This is a genomic window from Psychromarinibacter sediminicola (assembly GCF_029168335.1).
GTDB lineage: Bacteria > Pseudomonadota > Alphaproteobacteria > Rhodobacterales > Rhodobacteraceae > Psychromarinibacter > Psychromarinibacter sediminicola.
Genome location: NZ_JARGYC010000127.1, coordinates 1 through 6,455, shown reverse-complemented (window position 1 = coordinate 6,455; position 6,455 = coordinate 1). Strand labels below are relative to the sequence as shown.

At 68.9% G+C, this 6,455-nt stretch carries 5 protein-coding genes; all 5 read left to right on the top strand.

The genetic code is table 11. The features are described from left to right. Window positions 1-1,645: ABC transporter ATP-binding protein (locus P1J78_RS23735; protein ID WP_275569857.1), on the top strand; the 1,645-nt coding region annotated here is incomplete at its 5' end. Continuing rightward, complete coding sequence (locus tag P1J78_RS23730; RefSeq protein WP_275569856.1) at window positions 1,642-2,844, top strand: mandelate racemase/muconate lactonizing enzyme family protein; 1,203 nt, start codon at window positions 1,642-1,644, stop codon at window positions 2,842-2,844. The genes P1J78_RS23735 and P1J78_RS23730, both read left to right, overlap by 4 nt. After that, window positions 2,841-3,752, top strand: coding sequence for an alpha/beta hydrolase (locus P1J78_RS23725; RefSeq protein ID WP_275569855.1), 912 nt, complete (start codon window positions 2,841-2,843; stop codon window positions 3,750-3,752). The genes P1J78_RS23730 and P1J78_RS23725 overlap by 4 nt, the downstream gene beginning before the upstream one ends. Next, window positions 3,749-4,903 (top strand): enolase C-terminal domain-like protein, encoded by a 1,155-nt coding sequence (locus tag P1J78_RS23720; RefSeq protein WP_275569854.1) that lies wholly within the window; start codon window positions 3,749-3,751, stop codon window positions 4,901-4,903. Before P1J78_RS23725 ends, P1J78_RS23720 begins: the two co-directional genes overlap by 4 nt. A gap of 110 nt (window positions 4,904-5,013) precedes the next feature. Next, complete coding sequence (locus tag P1J78_RS23715; RefSeq protein WP_275569853.1) at window positions 5,014-6,243, top strand: enolase C-terminal domain-like protein; 1,230 nt, start codon at window positions 5,014-5,016, stop codon at window positions 6,241-6,243. Window positions 6,244-6,455 lie beyond the last annotated feature (212 nt).

Here is a 6,455-nt window from a genome sequence, read left to right as displayed (position 1 = left end):
GGGGTTCAATGTCCGAACCGGCATGATGGACGTGCTGCACGGCATCACCTTCGACCTGCACCGGGGCAAGACGACCTGCGTGGTGGGCGAGAGCGGGTCGGGCAAGTCCGTCACCGCGCGGACAATCCTGAACATGGTCCCGCGGCCGGGCGTCATCAACAGCGGGCGGATCGTGTTCACGCCGTCGGAGACGGAGAGCGTGGAGCTGACCGCGCTCGACCCGCGCGGTAAGGAGATCCGCGACATCCGCGGCGGGCGGATCGGCATGATCTTTCAGGAGCCGATGTCGTCGCTGTCGCCGGTGCACACCATCGGCAGCCAGATCGTCGAGGCGATCCGGCTGCACCGGCAGGTGTCGAAGAAGGACGCGCTGAAGAAGGCCGAGGAAGTGCTGGCGCAGGTGGAAATCCCGACCCCGAAGAAGGCGCTGGACCAGTATGCCTTCGAGTTCTCGGGCGGCATGCGGCAGCGGGCGATGATCGCGATGGCGCTGTCCTGCCATCCGGACGTCCTTATCGCGGACGAGCCGACCACGGCGCTGGACGTGACGACGCAGGCGGAGATCCTGGACCTGATGCGCAACCTGCAGCAGGAGCTGGGCATGGCGATCATGTTCATCACCCACGACATGGGCGTGGTGGCCGAGATCGCCGACGAGGTCGTGGTGATGGAGAAAGGCCGCGTCGTGGAGAAGGGCGACGTGGGACAGATCTTCGCCGCGCCGGCGCATCCCTATACGCGGCAGCTCCTGGGCGCCGTGAAGCGGCTGGAGGAGCCGGCGGAGACCAAGCTGCGGCCCGCGCCGGACGCGCCGGAGATCCTGAAGGTGCGCGACCTGCAGCTGCATTTCGAAAAGCGCGAGGGCTTCCTGCAGCGCGTGACGGACGTGACCAAGGCCGTCGACGGCATCTCCTTCGACCTGCGCAAGGGCGAGGCGCTGGGCATCGTCGGCGAGAGCGGGTCGGGCAAGACCACCGTGGGCCGCTGCATCGCGCGGGTCTACGATCCGCAGGGCGGGACGGTGGATTACGAGGGCCGCGACCTGGTGAAGGCCGGCAAGGACGAGCTGCAGGACACGCGCAAGCAGATCCGGATGATCTTTCAGGATCCCTTCGCCTCGCTGAACCCGCGGATGACGGTGAAGCAGCTGATCGCCGAGCCGCTGATCGTGAACGGCATCGTGCAGGGCAAGGCGCTGGACGACCGGGTGGCGAAGCTGTTGACCGAGGTCGGGCTCGATCCCGGCATGATGGAGCGGTATCCGCATGCGTTTTCGGGCGGGCAGCGTCAGCGCATCGTGGTGGCCCGCGCCATCGCGCTGGAGCCGCGGCTGGTGATCGCGGACGAGCCGACCTCCGCGCTGGACGTGTCGATCCGCACGCAGGTGCTCGATCTGCTGTTGAAGCTGCAGGCCGAGATGGGGCTGAGTTTCATCTTCATCAGCCATGACATGGCGGTGATCCGGTACTTCTGCGACCGGGTCGCGGTGATGTTCCGCGGCCAGATCGTGGAGATCGGCGAGACCGAGCAGATCATCACCGACCCGCAGCATCCCTATACCAAGGCGCTTCTGTCCTCGGTGCCGATCGCGGACCCGAAGCTGCGCGGCACGCGGCAGCGGCATCGCTACCAGGAACCCGCATGAAGATCGCGGGCGTCAACACCTACCTGATGCAGGCGGGCGCGCGGCCCGACCTGACCCGGGCGATGGGCGCGGATGCCGATTTCCGGGGCTCGCGCTGCTGGCTGTTTCTGGAGATCGAGACCGACGAGGGGATCACCGGCGTCGGCGAGTGCTCGGGCTGGCCGCGGGCGGTGGAGACGGCGATCACGGATCTGTCCCATGTGCTCGTCGGGCAGGATCCGGCGCATATCGACCGGCTCTGGGCGCAGTGCTATCGCGCGATGATGGGGCACGGGCTGACCGGCACGGTGGGTGCGGGCGCGCTGTCGGGCATCGAGATGGCGCTGTGGGACATAAAGGGCAAGCTGCTGGGCGCACCGGTCTGGCAGTTGCTGGGCGGGGCGATCCGCGAGCGGATCCCGGTCTATGGCCATGCGCATACCGCCGACGAGGCGCTGGCGCTCAAGGACCTCGGCTATTCGGCGCTGAAGACGCCGTTCACCGGGATCGTGGATTTCGACCGGATCGGCATGCTGCGCGACACGGTGGGGCCGGAGATCGACATCGCGGTGGACGCGCACGGGCCGTCGTGGATGTCGGCCGCCGATGCGATCCTCGTCGGCCGCGAGCTGGAGCCCTACGACCTGTTGTTCTACGAGGATCCGGTGCCGCCGGAGAACCTGGACATGCTGGCCCGCGTGCGCGACCACGTCGCCGTGCCGCTGGCCGCCGGCGAGCGCGTGGGCACGGTGCATGGCTGCCGCGACTACATCGAGCGGGACCTCGTGGACGTGATCCAGCCCGACACCGGGCGCGGCGGCGGCATCGGGCAGATGCGCAAGATCGCCGCGATGGCCGAGCCGCACGGGATCATGCTGGCGCCGCATTCCGGCTCGCTCGGGCCGGTGGCGGAATTCGCCGCGCTGCACATCATGGCGACGGTGCCGAACGCGCTGCTGCTGGAGCGGATCGAGTTCGACTGGCCGGGACGCTACGAGGTGGTGACGCCGGTGCTGAAGGTCGAGCACGGCTGCCTGCCCCTGCCGACCGCGCCGGGGCTGGGGGTGGAGCTGGTCAAGGACGAGATCGCGAAATACCCCGTGCAGCGCAACGTCACCATGCCGCCCAAGGACGACGGCCGCGCCTATGTCGCCGGGACCGCCGGCGAGGCGGTGCATGTACAGACACGCCGGGCGCGGGCGAGGACACTCAGGCGATGAACGACACGGCGAACACGCCCTTCGCGCCCGGCATGGCCGAGGTGCTGGCGGAGGAGGCGCGGCTGACCGCGCTGGAGGATCCCGCGGCCACGGCGGCCTTCTGGGCCGAGGGAACGCCGGACGTGCCGGTGGAGGATCTGTCCTATCCGGGCGCCGAGGGACAGCCGCAGGCGGCCCGGCTCTATCGCGGGGCTGCGCCGGCACCGGCGCCGGTGCTGATCTTCGCGCATGGCGGCGGCTGGGTCGGCGGCTCCATCGCGCTGAACGAGGCGGCCTGCCGGGCGCTGGCGGCGGACAGCGGGTGGTCGGTGCTGTCGATCTCCTACCGGCTGGCCCCTGCGTATCCGTTTCCGGCGGGGTTGGAGGACGTGAAGGCCGCGCTGCGCTGGCTGGGGCAGGACGGTGCGGGCCCGCTGGGGCTGGACCCCGCGCGGATCGCGCTGGGGGGCGCGTCGGCCGGGGCAAACCTGGCGATGGCGACGGCGCTGTCGATCCCGGGGGCGGCGCAGGGGCTGCTGCTGTATTACGGGGTCTACGACCGCGACACGACGCGGCCGAGCTTCGCCGAGCACGATGCGAGCCCGGGGATCACCACCGCGCGGGTGCGCGAGATATTCGACCTCTACGCGCCCGGCGCCGGGACCGACCCGCTGGTGGTGCCGTTCCACGCGCCGGACCTGTCGGTCCTGCCGCCCGCCTGCCTGATCGCCGCCGAGATGGACGTGCTGCGCTCGGAGAACGAGGCGATGGCGGCGCGGATGCGCGCGGCCGGGTGCGACGTCGACTTTCACGTGGAGCCCGGGGTGCACCACGGGTTCATCAACCGCGGCCGGCTGCTGCCCGCCGCCCGGTCTTGCCTGTCGCGCGGGGCCGATTTCCTTAACCGTTTGTCCGGGATGCCAGTATGAAAATCGAGTCTGTCGAGGCCTTCGCCTTTCGTCACACCACCAACACCGTTCGTGACAGCGACGGCCACGGCCATCCCGGCCCGGTCAGCGACACGACCTCGTCGCTGTTGACCATCACCTGCGACGACGGGACAACGGGGCGCGTGGTGTGCCGGGGCGGGGACGTGCGCGACTACCTGCTGGAGCGTTTCGTGCGGCCGAACCTGATCGGCCAGGACCCGATGGCGACGGAACGCCTATGGTACGGCGTCTACAAGTGGCAGCGGCTGTCGGGCGGCGAGATGACCGACCGGGCGCTGGCGGCGGTGGATCTGGCGCTGTGGGACCTGAAGGGCAAGGCCTGCGGACAGCCGGTGTGGAAGCTCCTGGGCGGCTACCGGCCGAAGATCCTGGCTTACGGCTCGACGATGTGCGGCGACGACCTGGAGAACGGGCTGGCGACGCCGGAGGATTACGCGCGCTTCGCCGAGTGGATGGTGACCGAGCGCGGCTACAAGGCGGTGAAGCTGCACGGCTGGATGCCGCCCGTCCCCGGGGCGCCGGACGTGAAGATGGACTACAAGGCCTGCGCCGCGGTGCGCGAGGCGGTGGGTCCGGACATTCCGCTGATGCTCGACCCGCATCACTTCTACGCGCGGGCGGACACGCTGTGGCTGGCCAACAAGCTGGCCGAGCTGGACTATCGCTGGATGGAGGAGCCGATGGAGGAGGCGTCGATGTCCTCCTACAAGTGGCTGACGGCGAATACCGGGCTGAACATCCTGGGGCCCGAAACGATGACGGGCAAGCACTGGACGCGGGCGGAATGGGTGAAGCACGACGCCTGCGACCTGATCCGCTCGGGCGTGTGGGACGTGGGCGGCATCAGCCCCGCGATGAAATGCGCGATGACGGCCGAGAGCTTCCACATGTCCTGCGAGATGCACGGGACCGGGGCGGGGAACCTCGCCGTGGCGTTGGCGATCCCCAATACCTCGTTCTACGAGCGCGGGCTGCTGCACCCGTTCATCGACTATGACGAGCCCAAGGAGTTCCAGAACCGGATCGACGACGAGATGGACGCCGACGGCTACGTCCACGGGCGCGAGGCGCCGGGGCTGGGGCAGGATCTGAACATGGACTACATCGAGGCGAACCGCGTGAATGGCTGACCCGGCCGCGATACGCCGCCTGGACGCGGTGCCAAGCGGTTTCGAAACCGCTTGGCAACGCGTTTGCAAGCGCGTTGCGCCTGACGGCCGTTAGCAAGAGGAAAGACACAGTGCCCGACCTGCGCATCGCGGATGTCCGCGTCACCCCCATCGCCTTCTACGACCCGCCGCTTCTGAACAACGCGGGCTGTCATCAGCCCTTCGCGCTCCGTTCGATCATCGAGGTCGAGACGGAGGACGGCGTGGTGGGTCTCGGCGAAAGCTACGGCACCAGCGCCGTGCTGGGCGGGCTTGCCGCGCTGGCGCCAGCCTGCCGGGGATTCGCGGTCACCGACCTGAACGGGCTCTGGCAGCGAACCCGCGAGACGCTCCCGCCGGGGAGCGACGTGCGGCTACTCCTGCGCGTGGGCGGGGCCGTCGAGGTCGCGATGTGGGACGCGCTGGGCAAGGCGACGGGGCAGCGCGTGGTGGATATGCTGGGCGGGCAGGTGCGCGCGCGCGTGCCGTTCTCGGCCTACCTATTCTACAAGTTCGCGGGCCATGCCGGCGAGGCGGCCGACGACTGGGGCGAGGTGCTGTCGCCCGAGCAGCTGGTGGACGAGGCGCGCCGGATGGCAGACGAGCACGGCTTCCGCGCGATCAAGCTGAAGGCCGGCGTGCTGGAGCCGGAGGCGGAGGTCGCGGGGCTGGAAGCGTTGCGCGAGGCCTTCCCCGACTCGCCCCTGCGGATCGACCCGAACGGCGGCTGGCACGTCCACACCGCGCTGGACCTGCTGCCGCGCCTCGAAGGGCTCGTGGAGTACCTGGAGGATCCGACCGTGGGCATCGCCGGCAACGCGGTAGTGCAGGCGGCCACGGATGTGCCGCTGGCCACCAACATGTACGTGGTCGAACCGTCGCACCTGCCGCCGAACATGGCGCAGGACGGGTTCCGGGTGATCCTGTCGGACCACCACTACTGGGGCGGGCTGAAGGCGTCGCGCGACCTGGCCGAGATCTGCCGGATCTGGGGGCTGGGGCTGTCGATGCACTCGAACTCGCATCTCGGCATTTCGCTGGCCGCGATGGTGCATCTGGCCGCCGCTACGCCGAACCTGACCTACGACTGCGACACCCACAGTCCGTGGCAGGTAGACGAGGTGATCGAGGGTGGCAAGCTCCGGTTCGAAGGCGGCGCGCTGCGGCTGCCCGAGGGGCCGGGGCTGGGCGTGACGCTGGACCGGGTGGCGCTGGCGCGGCTTCAAGCGAACTTCGAAGCGCTCGATTACCGCGACCGGGACGATGCGAGCGAGATGCGCAAGCACTGGCCGAACTGGCAGTTCGGGCGGCCGAAGTTCTGAAAACCGGCTTGTCAAAGGAACTCAGCTCTAGGCGGCTCTGGGGCGTCGGTAGGGTCTTGTCAGAAGAAATCGAGGTCTTGTTAGAAGAACTTGGTTTGGTAGCCTGACTATGGCTCGGTTAGAGCGTTTGCCCACCGACATGAATCGATTGGGGATTCCCATTCGGCCGAGGGACTGATTCACTGACCCTGGGGCAGATACTGGGGGCAGCG